This is a genomic window from Sphingobacterium olei (assembly GCF_005048855.1).
Classification (GTDB): domain Bacteria; phylum Bacteroidota; class Bacteroidia; order Sphingobacteriales; family Sphingobacteriaceae; genus Sphingobacterium; species Sphingobacterium olei.
This window is the reverse complement of the sequence record NZ_SUME01000010.1, coordinates 1-22,559: the sequence shown is the minus strand read 5'-3', so window position 1 is coordinate 22,559 and position 22,559 is coordinate 1. Positions and strand designations below refer to the sequence as shown.

At 40.4% G+C, this 22,559-nt stretch carries 21 protein-coding genes, 1 other RNA gene and 1 riboswitch; of the genes, 10 read left to right on the top strand and 12 right to left on the bottom strand.

Annotated features, from left to right (window positions below; translation table 11 throughout):
* Positions 1–48 precede the first annotated feature (48 nt).
* The 5 genes from eno to holA form a co-directional block, all read right to left on the bottom strand.
* Entirely contained in the window at positions 49–1,347 is a 1,299-nt protein-coding gene (eno, locus tag FAZ15_RS19465; RefSeq protein ID WP_136903031.1) for a phosphopyruvate hydratase, read from the bottom strand.
* A 227-nt stretch (positions 1,348–1,574) separates the two neighbouring features.
* Positions 1,575–2,675: a glutamine-hydrolyzing carbamoyl-phosphate synthase small subunit gene (gene carA, locus FAZ15_RS19460; protein ID WP_136903029.1), complete on the bottom strand. Its 1,101-nt coding sequence runs from the start codon at positions 2,673–2,675 to the stop codon at positions 1,575–1,577.
* Positions 2,676–2,925: 250 nt separating this feature from the next.
* A complete protein-coding gene (locus tag FAZ15_RS19455) occupies positions 2,926–3,129 on the bottom strand; it encodes a YwbE family protein (RefSeq protein ID WP_136903027.1) in 204 nt (67 codons plus the stop codon).
* Between the two features lie 2 nt (positions 3,130–3,131).
* Complete coding sequence (locus FAZ15_RS19450) at positions 3,132–3,701, bottom strand: hypothetical protein (protein WP_136903026.1); 570 nt, start codon at positions 3,699–3,701, stop codon at positions 3,132–3,134.
* 4 nt (positions 3,702–3,705) lie between these two features.
* On the bottom strand, positions 3,706–4,716 hold the full coding sequence (gene holA, locus FAZ15_RS19445) for a DNA polymerase III subunit delta (protein ID WP_136903025.1): 1,011 nt from the start codon (positions 4,714–4,716) through the stop codon (positions 3,706–3,708).
* A 96-nt stretch (positions 4,717–4,812) separates the two neighbouring features.
* Here holA and FAZ15_RS19440 point away from each other — a divergent pair, with 96 nt between their 5' ends.
* From FAZ15_RS19440 to FAZ15_RS19405, 8 genes are all read left to right on the top strand, one after another.
* On the top strand, positions 4,813–5,268 hold the full coding sequence (locus tag FAZ15_RS19440) for a type I restriction enzyme HsdR N-terminal domain-containing protein (RefSeq protein WP_136903023.1): 456 nt from the start codon (positions 4,813–4,815) through the stop codon (positions 5,266–5,268).
* A 63-nt stretch (positions 5,269–5,331) separates the two neighbouring features.
* Positions 5,332–6,030, top strand: coding sequence for an ATP-dependent Clp endopeptidase proteolytic subunit ClpP (gene clpP, locus FAZ15_RS19435; protein WP_136903021.1), 699 nt, complete (start codon positions 5,332–5,334; stop codon positions 6,028–6,030).
* Positions 6,031–6,036: 6 nt separating this feature from the next.
* The gene (gene clpX, locus FAZ15_RS19430) at positions 6,037–7,284 is read left to right on the top strand and encodes an ATP-dependent Clp protease ATP-binding subunit ClpX (RefSeq protein ID WP_136903019.1); all 1,248 of its coding nucleotides are present in this window, start codon (positions 6,037–6,039) and stop codon (positions 7,282–7,284) included.
* Positions 7,285–7,354: 70 nt separating this feature from the next.
* On the top strand, positions 7,355–8,170 hold the full coding sequence (locus tag FAZ15_RS19425) for an AMP nucleosidase (RefSeq protein ID WP_136903018.1): 816 nt from the start codon (positions 7,355–7,357) through the stop codon (positions 8,168–8,170).
* 45 nt (positions 8,171–8,215) lie between these two features.
* Positions 8,216–9,580 carry a pyridoxal-phosphate dependent enzyme gene (locus FAZ15_RS19420; protein ID WP_136903016.1) on the top strand — a complete coding sequence of 455 codons (1,365 nt, stop codon included), beginning with the start codon at positions 8,216–8,218 and terminating at the stop codon, positions 9,578–9,580.
* Positions 9,581–9,877: 297 nt separating this feature from the next.
* Positions 9,878–9,993: riboswitch (SAM riboswitch) on the top strand.
* Positions 9,994–10,185: 192 nt separating this feature from the next.
* The gene (locus FAZ15_RS19415; protein WP_136903014.1) at positions 10,186–11,493 is read left to right on the top strand and encodes an O-acetylhomoserine aminocarboxypropyltransferase/cysteine synthase family protein; all 1,308 of its coding nucleotides are present in this window, start codon (positions 10,186–10,188) and stop codon (positions 11,491–11,493) included.
* A gap of 115 nt (positions 11,494–11,608) precedes the next feature.
* Positions 11,609–12,790 (top strand): homoserine dehydrogenase, encoded by a 1,182-nt coding sequence (locus FAZ15_RS19410; RefSeq protein ID WP_136903012.1) that lies wholly within the window; start codon positions 11,609–11,611, stop codon positions 12,788–12,790.
* Positions 12,791–12,931: 141 nt separating this feature from the next.
* Positions 12,932–13,108, top strand: a complete 177-nt coding sequence (locus FAZ15_RS19405; protein WP_136903011.1) for an LPXTG cell wall anchor domain-containing protein — start codon at positions 12,932–12,934, stop codon at positions 13,106–13,108.
* A 41-nt stretch (positions 13,109–13,149) separates the two neighbouring features.
* Here the strand turns inward: FAZ15_RS19405 and FAZ15_RS19400 are convergent, their stop codons facing one another.
* Together FAZ15_RS19400 and rnpB are read right to left on the bottom strand one after the other, a co-directional pair.
* A complete protein-coding gene (locus FAZ15_RS19400; RefSeq protein WP_136903009.1) occupies positions 13,150–14,529 on the bottom strand; it encodes a sigma-54-dependent transcriptional regulator in 1,380 nt (459 codons plus the stop codon).
* 31 nt (positions 14,530–14,560) lie between these two features.
* An RNA gene (gene rnpB, locus FAZ15_RS19395) (RNase P RNA component class A) lies at positions 14,561–14,951 on the bottom strand.
* A 130-nt stretch (positions 14,952–15,081) separates the two neighbouring features.
* On the opposite strand from rnpB, the gene FAZ15_RS19390 reads away from it, so the two are divergent.
* Both FAZ15_RS19390 and FAZ15_RS19385 read left to right on the top strand, forming a co-directional pair.
* Positions 15,082–15,639 carry an RNA polymerase sigma factor gene (locus FAZ15_RS19390; RefSeq protein WP_136903008.1) on the top strand — a complete coding sequence of 186 codons (558 nt, stop codon included), beginning with the start codon at positions 15,082–15,084 and terminating at the stop codon, positions 15,637–15,639.
* A 2-nt stretch (positions 15,640–15,641) separates the two neighbouring features.
* The gene (locus FAZ15_RS19385; protein ID WP_238387322.1) at positions 15,642–16,457 is read left to right on the top strand and encodes an anti-sigma factor; all 816 of its coding nucleotides are present in this window, start codon (positions 15,642–15,644) and stop codon (positions 16,455–16,457) included.
* A gap of 59 nt (positions 16,458–16,516) precedes the next feature.
* On the opposite strand, the gene FAZ15_RS19380 is transcribed toward FAZ15_RS19385, so the two are convergent.
* The 5 genes from FAZ15_RS19380 to FAZ15_RS19360 form a co-directional block, all read right to left on the bottom strand.
* Positions 16,517–17,347: a ferritin-like domain-containing protein gene (locus tag FAZ15_RS19380; protein WP_136903006.1), complete on the bottom strand. Its 831-nt coding sequence runs from the start codon at positions 17,345–17,347 to the stop codon at positions 16,517–16,519.
* Positions 17,348–17,358: 11 nt separating this feature from the next.
* A complete protein-coding gene (locus FAZ15_RS19375; protein WP_136903004.1) occupies positions 17,359–18,078 on the bottom strand; it encodes a ferritin-like domain-containing protein in 720 nt (239 codons plus the stop codon).
* 151 nt (positions 18,079–18,229) lie between these two features.
* Positions 18,230–20,194, bottom strand: a complete 1,965-nt coding sequence (locus FAZ15_RS19370; protein ID WP_136903003.1) for an OmpA family protein — start codon at positions 20,192–20,194, stop codon at positions 18,230–18,232.
* Between the two features lie 18 nt (positions 20,195–20,212).
* Positions 20,213–21,226: a PorP/SprF family type IX secretion system membrane protein gene (locus FAZ15_RS19365; protein ID WP_136903001.1), complete on the bottom strand. Its 1,014-nt coding sequence runs from the start codon at positions 21,224–21,226 to the stop codon at positions 20,213–20,215.
* A gap of 26 nt (positions 21,227–21,252) precedes the next feature.
* Positions 21,253–22,559: T9SS type B sorting domain-containing protein (locus FAZ15_RS19360; RefSeq protein WP_136902999.1), on the bottom strand; the 1,307-nt coding region annotated here is incomplete at its 5' end.

Genomic DNA, 22,559 nt, shown 5'->3' with positions numbered 1-22,559 from the left:
AAAAAAGGGAAATGTTATCCATCTCCCTTTTTTGTAAGCTCCAATTAACTATTTCTTCGGGGCATATTTAAAATCTTTTCCGATAAATTTAGCATTCGCGCCTAATTCTTCTTCGATACGCAACAACTGGTTATATTTTGCGATCCTGTCAGAACGAGAAATTGAACCTGTTTTAATCTGTCCACAGTTCAATGCCACAGCCAAATCAGCAATGGTTGTATCTTCAGTTTCTCCCGAACGGTGCGACATTACAGAAGTATATCCTGAATTTTGCGCCAAAGAAACAGCGTTGATCGTCTCGGTCAACGAACCAATTTGGTTTACTTTAACCAAGATTGAATTTGCCGTATCGTTGTCTATACCTTCTTGAAGGCGTTTTGTATTTGTCACAAATAAGTCGTCTCCGACTAACTGTACACGATCTCCGATTTTCTCTGTAAGTACTTTCCAACCGTTCCAATCATCTTCTCCCATACCATCTTCGATCGAAATAATGGGATATTTTGCAGACAATTCAGCTAGGTAAGAAGCTTGTTCTTCACTAGAACGCACAGCGCCTTTATCACCTTCAAATTTTGTATAATCGTATTTACCGTTCACATAAAATTCGGACGCAGCACAATCTAAAGCCAAACAAATATCTTGACCTGGCGTATAACCAGCACTTTTAATTGCTGTCAAAACAGTCTCGATTGCATCTTCCGTACCTTCAAATGTAGGCGCAAAACCACCCTCATCCCCTACTGCGGTAGACAAGTTTCTGTCATGTAATATTTTTTTCAATGCATGAAATACTTCAGCACCCCAACGCAAAGCTTCAGAGAATGAAGGCGCACCAACTGGCATAATCATGAACTCTTGAAATGCAATAGGCGCATCCGAGTGCGATCCACCATTGATAATATTCATCATTGGAAGGGGCAATGTATTTGCATTTACTCCACCAATATAACGGTATAATGGTTGGTGACTTTCTTGTGCAGCAGCTTTTGCGACAGCTAAGGAAACGCCCAAAATTGCATTTGCTCCCAAATTTCCTTTATTTTCTGAACCATCCAGATCGATCATGATCTTGTCGATTGCATTTTGCTCAAAAACATCAACACCTTCTAAAGCTTTCGCAATCCTGGTATTAACATTTTCTACAGCTTTAAGAACACCTTTTCCCAAATATTTTGTCTTATCACCGTCACGTAATTCTACTGCTTCATAGGCACCGGTAGAAGCTCCGGAAGGAACCGCTGCACGTCCAACAAAACCGTTTTGTGTAGTTACATCTACTTCAATAGTAGGATTTCCGCGCGAATCCAAAATCTGACGCGCATGTACATCAATTATTAAGCTCATTTCTTTCTTTATGGTCTATTAAATCAACACTAACTTAGTGTATCAACAACACTAAGTTAGCAAAAATTATTATTATTCCAAAAATAGCAAATATTATTAAATTATTAACTAATCCCGTGCGGTTTTTAGATATTATTATGATATCGCCAATATTGGAGTAAGGGAGAAATTAGCATAAAAAAGCCGGGCTTTTACACGGCCCGGCTTATTATATCACTTTTAATATGTTAGTTTTTTACCATCGACACAAAATCGTCAAACAGATAACGGGAATCATGCGGACCAGGAGAAGACTCCGGATGATACTGCACAGAGAATGCTCTTTTCCCTTTTACACGAATACCTTCGATCGAATTATCATTTAAATTGACGTGTGTTACTTCCACGGCATCCGAATTTTCGATATCTTCTCTTAACACGCCAAAACCGTGATTCTGAGAAGTAATCTCACAACGGTTAGCAATGATGTTTTTTACCGGATGATTAATACCACGGTGACCGTTAAACATTTTTTCTGTACGGATGTCGTTGGCTAATGCCAAGATTTGATGACCTAAGCATATTCCAAACATCGGTTTATCCGCATCCAGTATTTCTTTTACCGTACCGATTGCATAGTCCATTGCAGACGGATCTCCGGGACCATTCGAGATGAAGTAGCCCTCAGCACCCCATGCCTCCATTTCTGCAAAAGACGTTTTAGCCGGAAAAACTTTCGCATAAACCTGTCTAGCGTCAAAATTGCGAAGAATATTTTTCTTGATGCCCAGGTCCAAAACAGCGATACGTGTAGGTGCATCCTCTTCACCATAAAAATAAGGCTCTTGCGTAGATACGCGCGAAGAAAGCTCTAATCCAGCCATTGACGGCACTTTAGCCAACTCTACTTTCAACGAATCTGGATCTAAATTTTCCGAAGAAATAATCGCATTCATAGCACCTTTATCACGAATATGACGCACCAGTGAACGTGTATCGATATCAGAGATACCGACCAGATTTTCGGTCTCAAAATACGTTTGAATAGATTCGTCCGCCATTTTACGGCTATAGTTGATATTATAATTTTTACAGACAAGTCCAGCGATCTGAATTTTTTTTGATTCCGTATCGTCTTCGTCAATTCCGTAATTACCAATGTGCGCATTGGTCGTCACCATGATCTGTCCATAATAAGAAGGATCTGTAAAAATCTCCTGGTAACCTGTAGTACCTGTGTTAAAACAAATCTCACCTGTAGTGGTACCTATTTTTCCAGCAGCTTTGCCATGAAATACAGTGCCATCCTCGAGGACTAAAATTGCCGGTAATTTACTATAGTTGGTCATCTTTATATATATAATATTCTACTCTCTTCTTTTATATAGGATGTTTAAAAATTTAGATACAAAAAAAGCCCAAACGGGCTTCCGGTATCATCAAATGACTTTTTCAATGTCGATATTAGACATGTTTTCAGTTGAAATCAAACAATAAACATCAATTTTCACGGGAGACAAAGGTACAAAGTAAAAAGTAAAAAGTCAAAATTATTTTTTTAAAAACAAAATTATTGAAACTCGGTTAACACACCAAATTTCAATCATCTTCTTCCAATATCTCCTGGACACGGCCGATCTGCCCATCTTGGAGACGTACTTTAATTCCCCTGTGGTGAAACGGGGCCGATGTCAGTAATTCTTTTACGACACCTTCCGTCAAAATCCCGGTCCGTTGGTCTTTCTTTAGTACAATATTTACGACCATACCCGGTTTTATATTAGCTCTCGTTTTTCCGTCCATCTTTATTTAAACATAATACCAACAGAAATATTAAAATGCTGGTGTTGAAAATCTCTATTATCTATTATTTTCTTTTCAGTGAGCTGTTGATACCCATAGGCGGCAGAAGCATTAATCCCCAAACCCGACTTCAAATTGTAAAGATAGTAAAAACCACCTTTAAACATAAAACCTCTATCGTAGCTAGCTCCCAAATCAGGTGCATATCCTCCGTTCGCATAGATTCCGATACTTGAATACTGCCCTACTATTCCAATAGGAAGACGGCCGTCAATATAAATTGGCAACACACGTTTACTATAAGCATATTCCTTTTGATCTTCTGCATAGGGATCATTCGTCTTATATTTACCGTCAAAGCTTTCATTACCTACCCCTACACCCAGAAATGCCCTATCATAATAGTTCTTCCCCAGTACAAAATGCATGGTATATCCTTTAAATGCTCCTTTATACCCCTCATTTGCAAACCCTAGATTTCCTCCAGCCTGAATTAGCGTATACACACTTGTTTGCCCATTTACCTGTCCCAACAACACCATACCCACTACCCAAAGTAAAAGTTTCCTCATATCATTAATTTAGAATTTTAAATACCATTTCCCGCATTAAATCAGCCGTTGTCGTATTTGGCCCAGTATTCAACCCCTTCGATTTGAGGTCATATTCCCGCAGCGTATTAATAATATCAAATGTTTTCCGCTTGTTAAAATTACGTGCAGCCACGTCATATTCTTTTGTAAAAAAAGGGTGAACACCCAATGCCTTCGCAACCGTCTGAGATGACTTATCCTGCAAATAATGATACTTCAGGATTTTCGTGAAATATCCTGCCAACGACCCCATCACGACTACAAACGGGTTGGACTTTGGATTTGCTGCGAAATAATCTACAATCTGAATGGCTTTTAAAGAATCCCGTTTACCCAACGCGCCATTGAGTTCGAAAACATTAAAATCCTTACTGATTCCAATATTCCGTTCAATGTCGGCAGATGAAATCTCACTATCCTTCGGCACATTGAGCATCAGTTTTTCCAACTCATTCGCTATCTTGGATAAGTCGGTACCGAGGTATTCTGCCATCAAGGCAGCAGCCTGCGGATGTATTCGCCATCCCTCCTGCTGCAGTTGATCAACGATCCAGGGCGCGACTTTGTCATCATACAATTTGGCCGACTCCAGTACCACGCCCCTTTTATCAATAGCCTTATAAAGTTTCGTACGTTTATCAAACTTTCCATACTTATACGCAATAACCAATATGGTAGATGGCGTTGGATTTTCGATGTACTTTGCAAATAGCTCGTCATCAGATTTCCACTTAAGTGCCTGCGCTTCCTTAACAAGGATCAATTGGTAATCGCTCATCATTGGATAGCGCTTTGAAGCATTAACTATCGTCGAAAAATCAGTATCTTTTCCATACAAGATCGTTTGATCAAATCCCTTTTGTGCTTCATTTAAAACCGAATTTTCTAGCATGTCGCTGATCAAATCGATATAATAGGCCTCCTCACCGTGCAGTAAATACACCGGTTTATAGATCCTGTTCTTGATATCGCTTAACGTCGTATTGATATTCATGGATAGGCGAAATTAATGATTTATGCGCAATTATCTCACATTTCTTTTTGAATCTCAAATGATTTATACATTGCTAAAATTTCGTAACTTTGTTCCATGTTTAAGCCGATCCCGTTGAATCTGCCTGCTTATCCCCTTAAGTTGACTCGAAATCAAGAGAAGGTTTTCGTTTTTGATATACTCAGAAAGAAGAATCTTATTTTGACACCAGAAGAATGGGTAAGACAACATTGGATCCACTATTTGCATCAGCATAAAAAATACCCTAAATCGCTGATGAAAACAGAAGGCGGGCTTCAGCTAAACAGCTTACAAAAAAGAAGCGATTTATTGATATACAACAGTGCGGGAATGAAGATTCTTTTAGCAGAATTTAAAGCACCTCATGTTAAAATTACGCAAAATACGTTTCAGCAAATTGCGAATTACAACAGTATTCATAAAATCCCGTTATTATTAGTAAGCAATGGATTAGAACACCATTATTGCAGAATAGATTTTGAAAAAGAGTCTTTTGAATTTATAGAAGAGTTACCAAATTACATTGAATAGACAGTTATTCATAAAATTAAATTTATATTAGTCATTGAATTTATAAAAAAGTAAAATAGCAAAATGAATATAGATAAAAACGAATTCAGAAAATATGCAATTAAGCATCATAGAATAGGTAGTCAGCATGTTGACGGTTTTATTTCTCGTTTAGAGACAAATATCCCCACCAATTTGACGCCTTACATTGTCGAAGAAAGACAGCTAAACGTCGCACAGATGGATGTCTTCTCGCGTTTGATGATGGATAGGATTATCTTTTTGGGAGATGGTGTAAATGATCAGGTAGCCAATATCATACAAGCACAGTTGTTATTCTTACAGTCTACCGACGCACAACGCGACATCCAAATCTACATCAACTCCCCGGGAGGTAGCGTATATGCAGGATTAGGTATATACGATACCATGCAATACATTTCACCGGATGTAGCAACGATCTGTACTGGTATGGCTGCATCGATGGGAGCTGTATTATTGGTTGCCGGAGCAAAAGGAAAACGTGCTGCATTAAAACACTCACGTGTGATGATCCATCAACCTTCGGGCGGTGCGCAGGGCGTGGCCTCAGATATGGAAATCAACCTGCGCGAGATGCTGAAGTTGAAAGAAGAACTGTATACTATTATTGCGGAGCATTCTGGTCAAACCTATGATTGGGTAGAAAAATCTTCAGATCGTGATTATTGGATGAAAGCTGCCGAAGCAAAAGAATTTGGTATGATCGACGAGGTATTAGCTCATAAAAAAGAAATTAAGTAAATTAAAATGAGTAAAAATAACAGAGATATACAATGCTCCTTTTGTGGTATTAACAAGAATGAAGCGCAGATGCTCATTGCTGGGGATGGAGCACATATCTGTGATCGATGTGTGACACAAGCAGGTGAGATTTTGGCTGAAGAATTAAATCAGCGCAAAAATAAATCTTTGCAATCGACGCTGAAGCTCATCCGCCCCTTAGAAATCAAACAGCATTTAGATCAGTACGTAATCGGTCAGGATGATGCCAAGAAAGTTATTTCGGTAGCCGTATATAATCACTACAAACGTCTCAATCAAAAAGTGACATCCGACGAGATAGAAATTGAAAAATCAAATTTAATCATCGTGGGAGAAACGGGAACGGGAAAAACATTATTGGCTAAAACAGTGGCTAAGATATTAAATGTACCTTTCTCTATTGTAGATGCGACAGTATTAACGGAAGCCGGATATGTAGGGGAAGATGTGGAGAGTATATTAACCCGACTTCTTCAATCTGCAGACTACGATGTTGCAGCAGCCGAGCGAGGGATCATTTACATCGACGAAATCGATAAGATCGCCCGTAAAAGTGATAATCCTTCGATCACAAGAGATGTTTCTGGAGAAGGTGTACAACAGGCGTTGCTGAAGATTCTAGAAGGAACAAATGTCAACGTACCTCCTCAGGGCGGACGTAAGCATCCAGATCAAAAAATGATTTCTGTCAACACCAGCAACATCTTATTCATTTGTGGCGGTGCGTTTGATGGTATCCAAAAGAAAATCTCCAATCGTCTAAGAACCCAAACCGTTGGGTATAAAATGACGGAAGAAGATGAAATCATAGATTTGAACAATCTTTATAAGTACATCACACCGCTAGATTTGAAAAGCTTCGGTTTAATACCTGAATTAATTGGTCGTCTGCCGGTGCTTACCTATCTTAATCCATTGGATAAAGAAACCATGTTAAGTATCCTGACGAAGCCCAAGAATGCATTAGTTAAACAATACGTTAAATTATTTGAATATGAGGATGTGGAGTTAAAATTTGATGAGGAAGTATTCGAATTTATCGTGGATAAAGCATGGGAATTTAAATTAGGAGCCCGTGGTCTTCGAAGTATCTGCGAAGCAATCATGCTCGATGCCATGTTTGAAATACCCACATCGAAAGATGAAAGTGAGGATAAGACACTGCACATTACGCTCGACTATGCGAAGCAGAAATTTGCGAAATCAGATATCAAAAAGCTGCAAGTTGCTTAGAAAAATCCCTCACACAATGTGAGGGATTTTTTGTTATATTAAAACAGTTAACCTTTTTATTTTAAGATATATGGCAAAGAAAAAATTAGTTGATACCCCTATTACCCCCGGATTAAAATCAAAAACAGATATCGTCAACAATTGGTTACCTCGATATACTGGAAGACCCCTTGAAGAATTTGGAGATTACATACTGTTGACCAATTTTTCAAAATATATTAAGATGTTTTCGGTAATGAACGATGATGCGCCCATTTACGGTGAAGATAAAGTCATGTTATCCTGTTCATCTGGCGGCATTACCATCATCAATTTTGGCATGGGCAGTCCGATGGCTGCCACGGTAATGGATCTGCTATCGGCCATCAATCCCAAAGCAGTTCTGTTTTTGGGTAAAACGGGTGGGTTAAAGAAAAAAATAACTGTAGGCGAACTTATACTTCCAATTGCGGCGATTCGCGGTGAGGGAACATCTACCGATTATTTTCCGCCAGAAGTGCCTTCACTACCCGCCTTCGCTTTACAAAAAGCCATTTCCACCACGATACGTGATCATTCGAGAGATTATTGGACGGGTACAGTTTATACCACCAATAGACGCGTATGGGAGCACGACAAAAAATTTAAAAAGTACTTAAAATCCATTCGTGCTATGGCTGTAGATATGGAAACGGCCACCATATTCAGTGTTGGATTTGCCAATAAAATACCCACGGGTGCATTACTGCTCGTTTCCGACCAGCCGATGATTCCCGAAGGTGTAAAGACCGCCGAGAGCGATGTAACCGTTACAGCCAAATACGTAGAAACCCATTTAACCATTGGAATTGATGCGCTAAAACAACTCATTAACAACGGTCTAACGGTAAAGCACCTGAAGTTTTAAAAAGAAAGCTACTTTTGTAGTAGACAAACGAAACAGCGAGAAACAATGTGGTATAACAATATTCTTGAAACGATCGGTAATACACCCCTAGTTAGGCTGAACAAAGTAACTCGGCGTCTAAAAGGCACCATCTTAGCCAAGATCGAAACCAGCAATCCCGGCAACTCCATTAAAGACCGTATGGCGGTCAAGATGATAGAAGATGCCGAAAAAGCCGGCCTACTAAAACCGGGAGGCACCATTATAGAAGGAACTTCGGGAAATACCGGCATGGGATTGGCAATAGCTGCCGTAGTCAAAGGATATCGTTGTATTTTTACCACTACCGATAAGCAATCAAAAGAAAAAATTGATGCGTTGCGAGCTTTTGGCGCCGAAGTGATCGTATGTCCGACGAATGTAGACCCCGAAGATCCGCGTTCTTATTACTCCGTATCTAGTCGCCTGCAAAAAGAAATACCGAATGCATGGAAAGCCAACCAATACGACAATCCGTCCAATTCGTTGGCGCATTACGAACAAACCGGCCCTGAAATATGGGCGCAAACCGAAGGCAAAATTACCCATTTGGTGGCAGGTGTAGGCACGGGCGGTACCATTTCAGGTGCTGCAAAATATCTGAGAGAGCAAAATCCGGAAATTAAAGTTTGGGGGATCGATACCTATGGTTCGGTTTTCAAAAAATACAAGGAAACCGGTGTTTTCGACAAAAATGAGATTTACCCCTATATCACGGAAGGCATCGGAGAAGATTTCCTTCCCGAAAATGTAAACTTCAGTTTGATCGACATTTTCGAAAAAGTAACCGATAAGGATGCTGCGTTAATGACACGTGACCTTGCACGCAAAGAGGGTATTTTCGCGGGAAACTCTGCCGGAGCCGCCGTAGCGGGATTATTACAACTCGGAGCATCCATTAAAGACGACGACGTTGTGGTGATCATATTCCACGATCATGGCTCACGTTATATGGGCAAAATGTACAACGAAGACTGGCTACGGGAGCGAGGATTTCTCGAAGATGAAAAACTTACCGCAAGAAGTATATTGAAAAAAAGAGGCGAACAAGCTATTGTAACTGCCGACGTCGCGCAATCTGTAGTAGAAACCTTCAATTTAATGAAGACATTAAATATTTCCCAAATCCCCGTCACACAGCAGGGAATGGTGGTTGGAAAGGTTACCGAATCGGATATTCTGTCGTCACTGTTGGAAAATCCCATGCTCAAGTCTTCTCCTGTAGAAGAGATCATGACTAAACCCTTCCCTTTTGTTGATTTAAAAACATCGATCGATAAGATTTCTTCTTTCGTCAATAAAGATACGCAAGCTGTACTCGTCGAAGATGCCTATGGAAAAATCAATATTATAACGCAATACGATATCATCAACGCAATATCCGAACCCTAACTTATCCCCAACTTATCCCCAACTTGCCCATGAGTCCATGTTGAGTCCACATTAACTGCACATTGAGAGCACATATTCGGCATTAAAGGTAGATTCATTGCGTTCCCAAGTTCCACACATTCGGCTTTCATAGGCCAGCTAGTCAGAACTTGATATCAAGCTAGTCCCTGGGATTGCCAAACGACAACGATTAGCAAAACTTCTGCCAAAATACTTGCATCTATTGATTTCAAAACATATATTTGCAATGTACTTCGATAGTAGTGCACCTAATCAACACCTTGATAAATAGGTCTTGGTTTATAAAGAAGTGGCGAGAGACTGGCTCAGTGACCCACTGGCAACCTACAAATAAAGATTTGAAAAGGTGCCAATTCCTGTCCAAAGCAATACCGCTTTGGAGCATATAAATGAAATAAGACTATGACATTAAAATTCAAGAATCAATCCGCAACCCCTATCTATACCTCATGTTTCATGCGAATGCGCTAGTCGTCGCATCAGATCAATATACTTATAGCAGTAAGTTTATATGCTGGGCAATATGACGACCAACACATCAAATAGAAATTGATAATATTTAGATAAATAAACCAAACATTGAAATGGCAGATAACAAAAACTTAAAATTCGAGACTTTACAGATTCATGCAGGGCAAGAAGCTGATCCTACGACAGGCGCTAGAGCATTGCCGATCTATCAAACAACATCATATGTGTTTAATAGTGCAGAGCATGGCGCAAATCTCTTTGCATTAAAGGAATTCGGGAATATCTATACCCGTATCATGAACCCTACGACGGAGGTATTCGAGAAACGCATCGCGGCGTTAGAGAGTGGAGCATATGCTGTGGCTGTAGCTTCGGGACAGGCAGCTCAATTTATCGCATTGAATAATATATTAGAAAGTGGTCAAAATTTTGTAGCAGGTGCTAACCTCTATGGAGGCACGTACAACCAATTCAAAGTAGCCTTTAAAAGATTAGGTATTGAAGCACGATTTGCAGATGATAGCGATGCAGACAATATCGAAGCCTTGATCGATGATCAGACCAAAGCAATTTTTGTCGAAACAATCGGCAACCCAAGTTATAATATTCCAGATTTCGAGCGTATCGTAGCCGTCGCAAAAAAACATGACCTTCCGTTGATCGTCGACAATACGTTCGGAGCTGGAGGTTATTTATTCAAGCCACTGGAACACGGGGCGCATGTAGTTGTCGAGTCTGCAACAAAGTGGATCGGCGGACATGGCACCAGTATTGGCGGTGTTATTATCGATGGCGGAAACTACAATTGGGGCAACGGAAAATATCCGCAATTCTCGGAACCTTCTGAGGGATACCACGGGTTGGTATTTTCAGATGTATTCGGCGAAGGAGGTCCTTTCGGAAATATACAGTTCGGTATTCGTGCACGCGTAGAGGGATTAAGAGATTTCGGCCCAGCCTTGTCTCCGTTTAACTCCTTCTTATTAGTACAAGGGTTGGAGACCCTATCACTTCGTGTTCAAAGACATGTAGACAATGCATTAGAAATAGCACAATGGCTTGATGCACATCCTCAGGTTGAAAAGGTAAGCTATCCCGGTCTGAGACATCACCCGTACCACCAAAATGCACAAAAATATTTAAAAAATGGATACGGTGCTGTACTATCCTTTACCGTAAAAGGAGGCGCAGAAAAAGCAAATGAATTTATTGATGCGCTGGAGTTAATCAGCCATTTAGCGAATGTAGGAGACGCTAAATCCCTAATCATTCACCCTGCTGCAACTACGCATCAGCAATTGTCGGATGAGGCACAAGTTAAAGCAGGTGTAATAGCAGGCCAATTGCGTTTGTCGGTCGGTATTGAACACATCGATGACATCAAAGCTGATTTAGAACAGGCATTTGAAAAAATCAAGTAGTCCGCTGGACTACTTGATTAACATATTTTGGGAAGCGAGAGAATCCCAAAATTTGAAATTATTGGGGCTTAAGACAACCCAAAGAAGAATATAAATTAAAAACGGTATAATTAGAATGGGCAAAAAGCTAACTATTGGCATGTTTGGATTTGGTGTAGTGGGACAAGGATTGCATGACATTATCAAAACCAAAAATTTAAATTTAGAGATTAAAAAATTTGTGATTAAAAATGCAGACAAAAAACGTAATCTTCCTGCAGAATTGTTCACAACAGATGCTAACACTATTTTAGACGATCCTGAAATCAATACCGTAGTAGAATTAATTGATGATGCAGATGCTGCATTTGAATTAACTGTCCGTGCACTTCGCTCCGGAAAAAACGTGGTTTCAGCCAATAAGAAAATGATCGCTCTGCATCTGGAAGAGCTAACAGAAATCCAACACGAAACCGGAACATCTCTTTTATACGAAGGTGCTGTTTGCGGTAGTATTCCGATCATACGAAATTTAGAAGAATATTACGACAATGAGCTTTTGCATTCCGTATCGGGTATATTCAATGGATCATCGAATTATATTCTGTCCAAAATCTTTAACGAAAATCAAAGCTATGGCGATGCGCTTAAAAAAGCGCAGGATTTGGGCTTTGCAGAGACTGATCCCACATTGGACGTGGGCGGTTATGATGCAAAGTACAAACTAGCGATCGTTGCTTCACATGCCTATGGTATTTATATCAATCCCGACAAAATTCTTAATCTCGGTATAGATAAATTAGATCATGTCGACATAAGGTATGCCCGGGAAAAGAACTACAAAATCAAATTAATTCCTTTAGCTAAGGAAATTAATTCAAAAGAGGTCGTGCTCTATGTATTACCTAAATTCTTGACCAAAGAGAGTATTTTATATAATGTGGAAAACGAAAACAATGGTGTGTTAGTTAAAGCCGCCTTTGCCGACGAACAATTTTTCTTTGGGAAAGGTGCCGGAGGACATCCAACAGGATCTGCGGTGCTCTCAGACATTACCGCATTACGATATGATTATCGGTATGAGTATAAAAAGCATCTTGACGCCCAACAGGTTGAATACACTACGGACTATGAACTCAAGGTATACCTTAGGTATGAAGACGAAAACACATTGGAAAACATTGTATTTAATTCCATATCCGAAAGATTTTACGGGGAAGATGCTAAATATGTTATCGGGCATATCAATCTTCAGGAAATCATCGACAAACGCGATCTCATAAACAGACCGGGTTACTTTATTGCAGAAATTGTTTAGGAATTAGACACAGATTGGCATCCTTGTTGCGAAGAAATAAGGATAGATCGGTGAATTTGTAATTATATTCAATGCATATAATTGTATATTAACACAAATTTATCTAAGTTTAAAGATTGACAAATTAATAAAGGAAAAATTATGAGTAAGTGGAAAAGTGTGTTACTCCTTACGCTTTTAGCGAATACAGCTTGGGCGGAGTCCGCGGAGGTAGAACAGACTAATTCTCCTACCGGATTTCTAATCATTGGAGGATTATTGTTGCTGGTGATTATTTTTATTCTATATAATAGACAGAAAAGAAAATTTAATGATTAAGAGAAAAGGTCAGCAATTGCTGACCTTTTCTCCATTTTAATCTAATCTCTTTTTAAACCAAATTTTTCCATTTTACTGTACAGGTGCGACCGTTGAATTCCAATTTCATCTGCAGTTTTAGATACATTCCATGCATTTTTATCGAGCTTATGTGTAATGTACTGCTCCTCCGCATAATCTTTGAATTCTTGAAAAGACTGAAAATTATCAAAATCCAAACCCGTACTTCTATTTGCTACATCTACAGTCGCCACATGCTTAGCCGCGGATGGGTTTGCAAAAGTACTGACCTCTTTTTCCGTAATTTTTTTATCACTTAGGATAATCAGACGTTCCACCATATTACGAAGCTCACGGATATTACCTGTCCAAGGTAACGCCTGTAAACTTTTCATCGCATCCGTCGTGATTTCCTTTGTCGGAATATTATAATCATTGCATATCTCTTCGCAGAATGCAGACGCAATTAATGGAATATCATCCTTACGTTCCGTTAACGACGGCACATGGATCAGAATTACACTCAGGCGATGATACAAGTCCATACGGAAATTACCATTGTCAATTTCCTTTAATAAATCTTTGTTTGTCGCCGCTATTACACGTACATTCACATCGATTTCCTTTTCACCGCCTACACGTGTAATCTTATTTTCTTGCAGTGCACGCAGTACCTTTGCCTGAGCAGACAAACTCATGTCCCCTATCTCATCAAGGAAAAGCGTTCCGCCATTTGCCTGTTCAAATTTTCCGATACGCTGCTTTACTGCCGAAGTAAAAGATCCCTTTTCATGACCGAATAATTCAGATTCAATTAATTCCGAAGGAATAGCCGCACAGTTTACCTCGATTAATGGCGAAGAAACCCGATTGGATTTCTCGTGCAACCACCGGGCCACTAATTCCTTACCCGAGCCATTTTCCCCTGTAATCAGTACACGCGCTTCCGTAGGAGCGACTTTATCAATCGTATCTTTAATCAGTGTGATACCATCCGAACCTCCAAGGATCTCTTTCGTTCTTGAAACTTTACGTTTCAGCACTTTCGTTTCTTTGACTAGATTTCCCCGTTCAAGGGCGTTACGCACCGTAATCAGCAATCTATTCAAATCAAGAGGTTTCTCCAGGAAGTCATAGGCCCCTTTTCGTGCAGCTTCAACAGCCGTTTCGATCGTGCCATGCCCCGAGATCATGATGAATGGTACATCCGTGATGGCATTTGCGGCAACAAGCACCTCCATACCGTCCATTTTATTCATCTTAATATCGCACAATACCAGATCAATCTTCTCTTTCTTCAGTATCTCTAATCCTTCTATACCATTGTCCACGTCCAAAACTTTATATTCTTCATATTCAAGAATATCTCGTAATGAGCTTCTAATGGGTCTTTCGTCGTCAATAATTAATACGGTAGTCATATATGATTATATATAGAATTAAGCTTTTTAAAAAGAAGCAAACCTTGTAAGCCGGGTTCTGTAACCGAAATAAATCAGTCCTCTATCATTTATCTAGGCTTGCACTTACGCACAAGCTCCATCAACCTACCCATTACGAATACCGATAAACCGGTAGAAGACGAGCAGCCTTCGAGTTTCGTAACCTATTTGGTCTTTCAACACACGAGGTTTACCGTAATGCATGTCGCCATACAATACCGTGAGCTCTTACCTCACGTTTTCACCCTTACCTACCCAATTGGGCAGACGGTATATTTTCTGTGGCACTTTCTGTATTCCACCGAAGTAGAATCCTTCCCGTTAGGAAGCGTGTCGCTCTATGTTGCCCGGACTTTCCTCTTTCCCGCCTAAGGCGAGACAGCGATAGAACCAGTTTGCTTCAACTGCAAAACTACGTTTTTTAGTTGAAAGTAGATAATTGAAAAATAACAGATTCAAAAAGTATTAAAAAGGAATTTATTACGCAGAAACCAATTCTAATTCCTATATTTAACATCTAAGACGAATTGATTGAGCCCAATACACTATCTTGAGGAAACTACATTGATTTCTTTATTGAAAAATAAAGATCAGCGGGCATTTAATTATCTTTACGACAACTATGCTGGAGCTCTTTATGGTGTCATCATCCGAATAGTGCTCAGCAAAACTTATGCAGACGAGGTCATTCAGGATGTCTTTGTCAAAATATGGAATCATGTAGATACTTTTGATTCCACTAAAGGAAGGCTTTATACCTGGATGATTAATATAGCACGTAATGTCGCGATAGATTGTATCAAATCAAAAGGAGTTCAGAACGAGCAAAAAAACCAATCTCTTCCAAATATCGTAGATGATAAAGAAAAACATAACTTTACTATTGCAGAGGATGTAGATTTTATCGGTTTTAAAACTGTACTTAACGAGTTAAAAACTGATTGGAAGCAACTTATTGAGATGGCATATTTTGAAGGATATACGCAACAGGAAATTGCCGTTAAACTTGACATCCCTTTGGGGACAGTCAAGACACGTACCCGAGGAGCGCTCTTAGAATTAAAAAGAATATTAAAAGAATACCAATAATAGTGGACATAAAAGAATACATATCGTCAGGCATTATTGAAGCTTATGTCATGGGACTCGCCACTGAAGAAGAGGTGAGTATCCTGGAATGCGTACGCAAAAATAATCTTGAAGTTGAGCAAGCTATCCTTGAAGCACAAAAAACGCTTGAAGATTTTGCCAGTGTTCATGCTATTCCACCTCCAACAGAAGTTAAAGATTTAATTTGGAACAAAATCTCTCAGCAACCTGCTGCAGAAATTCCCGAAGCAGCGGCTTCATTTTCTCCGGATGATAAACCTGCTGTAGAAGACGCGGCTGTTCCGGTACGTTCACTTACGACCCGAAACTTTGCTATTGCCGCATCGCTATTATGCGCATTAAGTATAGGTGCTAATATTTACCTTCAACAAGAAAATAGACGTCGAGATATCGCGATTTCTGAATTAGCCACAGCAAATGAAACAACTCTGCTGGCGCTTCAATCACTTCAAAACAAATGGAAGTTGCTTCAAGATCCTGCTATCAAAACTATAACACTAGCGGGAGTAGAACAACACCCCGATCTCAAAGCACATGTATTCTGGAATACAAAGACGACAGAAGTCTATTTAAGCATGGAGAATCTACCGGCCGCACCGGAGGGTATGCAATATCAATTGTGGGCCATTGTAGATGGCACTCCTGTAGATGCAGGTGTATTCCCATTAGAAGATATCGGCGAAATCAATGCGATGCATCGCATTGAAAAAGCACAAACCTTTGCCATCACTTTAGAAAAAGAAGGTGGAAATCCAACACCGACATTGTCACAGCTCTATGTGATTGGAAATATCTAGCCGGACAAAAAAAAGAGGGTTCGCCAATTTGGACAAACCCCCATCTACCACTACTTCGACTAAGCTTTTATAAACAGTTGAGCAATGTCCAGCACTGCTGTTGCAGTTAATGGTTCATCAAATGATTGCGTTGCCGCATCCATAGAGACTTTCCCACCTATACCATTTAGCGTAGTAATATCTACACCAGCTTGTACCTTGTTATCCTCACCTGCATAGATCGGATCCACTACAGCTCCAATTCCACTATCATTAGCTCCCGTAATCCATGGCTTTTGATTTACTGCTACCCCACCTCGAGCTCTTCGCATCTGCCGTATATGTGAGGCATGTCTCGCCTCTACCGAATGAATCTGTAATGCCGCCGTCAACACCACTTTATTTCCTTTAAGGATAGCTGCCTGTCCTTTATAGGCACGTACTCCAGTATCTTCAAAGGCCTGTGCCAACGCCAAAAACGTGTCATAGTCGCTGAACACATTGGCAAATGTACCTCCTGCAGTAAAATCAAATGTAGGTTTAGAGACCGCATTATTTCCCAAAACCTGTTTCAAGAAATTAACGTGTGCTACCTCATGATCCCTGATCGTTGTAATCGCACCCATAGGTTTACCCGAAGGTACAAGATTAGAAGCTGCGGCACCTAATGTATAATACTCGGCTTCCAGGTATTCCAATGTAAGTGCATAATTGAGTACACCATTGACATCGGTTGGGGTCTGCCCATACGCCTTTTTAAATAAGTCACTCATGACAAAAGGCATAGCTGCCAGTGTCACTTTTTTACCAAAAGAAGCCATATTGCGAATTGCTTCACGACGAGGGCTCACGCGTTCGTTGAATTCAGGATCAACCTGCGTTATCGTTTCAAAAATATTAAATAAGTTCATCGTATGAGGGATTAATAGGTGGGTAAATCTTTTACATCAATTTTCGTATTGATAAATGGAGCCGCTATCTGCAATACTTCCGTAGGACTTTTAGAGACATCTAAGCCATTACTATCAATCACCTCGGAGTTGGCAAATGTTCCGTTGTCAATCAGATCGCGTACCAGCGCCGCGTGCCTTGCTTCAACGGATACGATTTTACCTGCGAGTAAGAGGTAATTTTCATCTTTAATCAACCAGCCTGCACCGTTATAGGCTGAAACCCCTAGATCTTCAAACGCCTTAGCCGTTGCCAAAACACTGTTTCTGCTCGAGAAATTCACTGCAGAAAAATTAAATTCCAAATTTTTAATCGCACTATTTCCGAGAGCGGTCTTAAAAAACTCACGGTGAGCCACTTCATGGTCACGAAGATCTGTGAAAAGCATTCGCTCCCACTCTGTAATTCCTGTATAGAAGGAGTTCGCGACCTGAATATAAAATGCCGCTTCTAATTGCTCCAAGGCATACGCATAATTGAGGATAGCAATATCTCCACTTCCGAAATAATAATCTTTACCGCCCATATCGACGGTATCATTATCCTTCTTACAACCACTCATTCCAAGTACCGCAATTCCAGCTGCACCTGCACCGGCAAACCGTAAGAAGTCACGTCTTCTCAAGCGACCATCCTGTGCTACACCTTTCCGTGTAACAATAGATGGGTTTTTAGGATTTTCTCTTTTCATGGTATAATTTGTTTTAGTTATCGTTTCGATTACCTTTTTAATACCATATACGAGACAACGAAGCCGATGGATTTATTTTCTCCATTTTTTTTCAAAAAAAATGAGCCCGGATAAATTATCCGGGCTCATTTTTTGGAAACGTATCTTCTTTTTAAAATGCCAATACTTCCACTTCAGTTCTTCTGTTTTGCTGGTGTTCTTCCTCCGTGCATTTCACCCCATTGGCACATTTGTTAACCAAGCGGCTTTCACCGTATCCCTTCGCGACCAATCGATCGGCCGCAATTCCTTTACTTACGATATAATCCACTGCCGATTTCGCCCGTCTATCCGAAAGCTTCATATTATATGAATCACTTCCGCGGCTATCGGTATGACTTGAAAGTTCAATTCTAAGGGTTGGATTATTACGTAACGTAGTAACCAATTTGTCCAAAATTATAGCTGCATCCGGACGGATATTATGCTTATCAAAATCATAGTAAATATTCTCCAGCACAAATTTTTCGCCTACTTTATTAACAGGTTGTAAATTCAATACCACATGTATAGTGGTGTCCTGTTGTGGTATTACCCCCGGTACAGCCACACTGTCTGCCATATATCCCGCTTTGTCTGCTAACACAAGATATGCTGTATTTCTAGCAATTTCGAAACTAAATATCCCCTTATCATTGCTGCTACCCGTTGTAACAAGTTTACCGTCTTTATCTGATAAGCTGATGGAAGTAAATGACAATGGTTCTCCAGTCTTCTTATCCTTTGTAATACCTTCTAACGTAACCGTAATTTTTGGTTTCGGATAGCGGAATGAATAGATGTCATCCGATCCAATACCGCCTTGGCGATTCGAGGAAAGGTAACCAAAGTTTTCGTCCAGATTATCTCCGACGACGACAAAAGCGAAATCATCTGACGGAGAATTCACGGGATACCCCATATTTAGAGGCTTTTCAAAATTCCCTTTTTGGCCTTTTGCCTGAAAAATATCTAGGCCGCCCATACCCACATGACCTGTACTGGAAAAATACAATATATTATCGAATACCGAAGGAAATACTTCGTCTCCATCCGTATTGATATTATTTCCTGCATTCACAGGTGTTCCCCAGCTACCGTCGGCTTGCTTGGTACAAAACCAGATATCTACCCCTCCTTTTCCTCCCGGCATATCCGACGCAAAGTAAAGTGTATTTTCATCGGCACTCAAAGCTGCATGTCCTACGGAGTACTCTTTTACATTGTTATAAATAAAATCCTCTTCGATCCAATCATTCCCTTGCTTTCTATATATTTTAAGTTCAAGATTTTGTTTTCTCCATCTCTGTCCATTTGCGCGGTATTTTTCAACCTGTTTACCCGGATAGGTGCGCGTTACATACAATACCTCTTCTTCCGAATCCGTAATTAAGGGTCCCAGATGAAATTTCGAATCGTTAAATGCATCCGGCATTACATTTGGATAGCTCAATGATCCATCATCATTTCGAGTAGCCGAGTATATTTTAAGATAAGGCTGCCCCGTCATACCACTTTTTTCCGCCAATAAACTATTCGGCTCGGCCGCATACAATACACCACCGCTAGTCGGTATCAAACCAAATTCCGCCAATGAGGTATTGATCTCCTGCTCGTTCGCGATGACATGCTTAGAAGGGTTTTCCATCCAAAAAGAAGCAGAGTCTGTCCCTGTAATGGCACGTGATATTTCCGCTTTATGACCATACTTAGACTGATAATTCGCATAGGCCGCTTTTGCCTCGCTATATTTTCCCTGCAATTGTAAAACCCTCGCGTAATCCAAGAAAGATTGTTCATTAGCATTTTCATGTTGTACAACACGCGCATACCAGCTTTCAGCCAACGCATATTGATTGATATACAGGTAAGAAGAAGCGAGACGCTCCATTGGTTCTAACTCTGGATTATCTTTATTGACAATTAGCTCATAGGCCTTGGCGGCATTCGCATATTCCATGTTATAGTAGAATTGCGCGGCCCTTTGTTGACGACTAGGCTGCTCTTGTGCATATCCGAATTGACTTACACCCGCCCAAAGTCCTATAGCAAGCAAACCTACCGTTATCTTATGCGTTCTTGATAGTAATTCTTTCATAATTGTTTTCAAAACGGATTAAAAATATCTTGGACTTAATACCTGGCGACCTACACGACCGAATGTGACACCTAATGTTACCTCATGTGTACCGCTCTGCAAACCACTCATCCGATTCAACATGTGATCGTAAGAGTATCCAATACGGAATTTTGGAGACACATAAAATTGCGCAACTCCACTCACCGAGTTCAATGAGCTCAACTTATTTGCGGAGTAATCGGTATAGTCTCGATTAAAAATTCGGGCACGTGTACGATATCCCGCACCGATCCAAAATTTGTCGTTGAAAATAAACATTGCATTGACGTCCACTGAAGTTGGCCCTTTAAAATCATCTTTGACCAATATACTGGGCCGAAGTAATAAAGCCTGATCCAATTCAAAAAGAGCTCCAGCAATAAAATAGCCGTGAATACTACGGTATAAGCTTTCCAGCGAATTTTGATTAAACTGATAATCTTCACCACTCTCACTGCCAGCAAATAGATCCTGTACGGATACCCCCGCATACCACCTTGGATTGCTGTAGTAAGCACCTAAACGAATATCCGGACGCCAGGTTCCAATTTTACCGGTAGGTATAACGGGATCATCATCGTCATTATATATCAATTTAGTTCCGTCAAGACTGTATTGAGTCACCCCTCCGGCAATACCTAGACTCAATCGATGCTCATCTGCTCTATCCAACTGTAGACGCAGTGCATAGTTCGCATAAATACTGGTAGCGGCTTGCGCTCCAAGTTTGTCTGCTGTAATCTGAAGACCTACCCCGTGTCTCCTTTCGTAAGGATCCAACACGCCATCAATTGAAATCGTTCCCGTCTGGGGAGCACCGTCCCAACCTGTCCATTGACTTCTCAAACCCATTTGCCCAAACCATTCCTCCTTGTATCCAGCATAAGCTGGATTCACACTGATTGAATTAAAAATGTACTGGGTAAATTGGATGTTCTGTTGTCCATACCCTTTTATTCCTAAAAGGGTTACGGACAACAACAACATATATTTTTTAGCTAATCTGTTCATGGATTATTCGTTTAAGATCTATCTAATTATTTGCTTTTGATTAACACCCAACCTTTATGTGATTCCGTTTTGCCATCTTTCACCGTTTGAAGCACATAATAATACGTACCATCATTCAATCCCATTCCACCCCACGTATTATTATAGTTTTCATTGAAGTAAATCTCATTACCCCAACGGTTGATGATACTTAACGACACCTTATCGTACATCTCCAATCCTTTGATGAAAAATACATCATTTTTATTATCGCCATTTGGAGTAATTATATTCGGAATCACCAATGGATTCGGCAGTATGGTTACTGTTACGGTAGCGATATTACTAAATTTACCCGTTATATCCTGCACACGATACGTGAATGTAACCTGAGTTAAATTATTCGTAGGTGCATAGAACTCGACCTCTCCTGACGGCAATACCTCTACTCTTCCGCCGGTAGGCCCTTGAACAAGTTGTACAGTTGATGGGTCTATATCCCATCTCACATCATTAACGATATCATTGGCAAGAACAGGTATTTTCACCATTTGTCCTGCTAATACCTCAGCAAAATCATCTACAGCTTCAATTAATGGGAAATCTACTGGAATCTCAGGTGTTTCATCTTCATCATCTGGATCCTCTGTATCAGGCGTATCTGGCCCCCATACTTTCACACCATTACTTATTGTCTCAGGTGCTTCTACGGATACCGTTGCCGTCACTTCAACTGTAATCGTACCACCAATTGCTATAAACTCGCTCACCGTAATATTTGCTGTATTACCAGTACCTGTCGCTGCAATTGTTGCGTTACCACTGCTGATACTATAGCCGTCGATCGTTAATCCTTCACTTGGTAATTCAAACAATCTAATGATATCACCATCTTCCAGCACACCAGGACCTGTATTTGTGATCGTTAGTGTAAAGCTTGTGCTTTCGCCCGCTTTCACCCTGTTATCATTCGCAACCTTCGTTATTGATAAGATAGCACTACAATCATTAACTACCGGAGTTACCGCCAAACGTTCTAAGCTTTCACAGCTATTGGCTGTTTGACTTGCGTAATAAGTTACCCCGTGTTCAAGCACTGTAGTTTCTGGCAATGCTGTACCGCCCGTAGCAGTTGTGTACCATTTAATGCCTACTCCTACAACTTGTAGATCAGCTATCGTTTTATTTTCATTCAGACAGAACTCTGGTGTAGCATCATCAATAGTCGGTGCCGGAGTCTTCGTGATCGTAACGGTTACTTCCGTTCTATCTGCGCTCTCACAGCCGTCAACTACCTGAGCTGCATAATATGTACCGTCTACAAGGGCTGTCGCTGGCGTAAGTGCCGTACCGC